Genomic DNA, 844 nt, shown 5'->3' on the forward strand with positions numbered 1-844 from the left:
GTTTTAGAGTCCTGTGACCCGAGGTCGGGTCAGAAGGGACGATGAACACATGGCTGGTCGGAAGCGGAATTCCGCGGAGGACATCGTGCGCAAGCTGCGCCGTGCGGATGAGCTGGCTGCTGAGGGCAAGACTGGTGAGGAGATCGCCGCCGAACTGCAGGTGTCGCCGGCGACGTTGTACAACTGGCGGCGCGCCTACGGCGGGATGGACACTGACGCCGCGAAGGAGCTCGGGGAGCTGCGGGAGCAGAACTCCCGCCTCAAGCGGCTACTCGCCGAGGCCGAGCTGGAGAAGGACGCGTTGCGGGAGGTCGCCAAGGGAAAATTCTGAGCCCAGCTGCCAAGCGTCGCGCCGTGGACATGCTCAAGGAGACGTTGAGTATGTCGGAACGATTGGCGTGCAAGGCTGTTGGGCTGACCCGCTCCACCTACCGCCGCCTGCCTTTGGCGCAGACCCCGACCGATCCTGACGCCGAGCTGAGGGCCTGGTTGCGCGGCTACGCCATCAAACACCCCTGCCATGGGTTCCGGCGTGCGTGGGCGGCGCTGCGCTACGACGAGCGCCGTGAGGTCAACAAGAAGAAGATCCACCGGCTCTGGCGCCAGGAGGGATTGCAGGTGCGCGTGCGCAGCCCGCGCAAGCGGGCCGGGGTCTCCTCGGTGCCGCCGGTCGTCGCCGATGCGCCGAAGGTGGTGTGGGCGATCGACTTCCAGTTCGACTCCACCATCGACGGCAAGGCCATCAAGATCGCCTCGATGGTCGACGAGCACACCCGAGAGTCGTTGCTGAGCCTGGTGGAGCGATCCATCACCGGCGAGGCGCTCGTCGAGGAGCTCAAGACCG

The 844-nt window shown here is 66.1% G+C and carries 2 protein-coding genes; both read left to right on the forward strand.

The window, feature by feature from the left end; genetic code table 11:
• The first annotated feature begins 49 nt into the window (after positions 1-49).
• Positions 50-331 carry a transposase gene (locus tag AC5Y21_RS25995; protein ID WP_499917023.1) on the forward strand — a complete coding sequence of 94 codons (282 nt, stop codon included), beginning with the start codon at positions 50-52 and terminating at the stop codon, positions 329-331.
• Positions 332-381: 50 nt separating this feature from the next.
• A partial coding sequence (locus AC5Y21_RS26000) for an IS3 family transposase (protein WP_499917025.1) occupies positions 382-844 on the forward strand: 463 nt, incomplete at its 3' end.

This window comes from Mycobacterium sp. NGS41, from assembly GCF_059812725.1.

Coding starts and splice junctions, on each gene's coding strand:
- AC5Y21_RS25995 (WP_499917023.1), top strand. CDS start 50: ATGGCTGGTCGGAAGCGGAATTCCGCGGAGGACATCGTGCGCAAGCTG.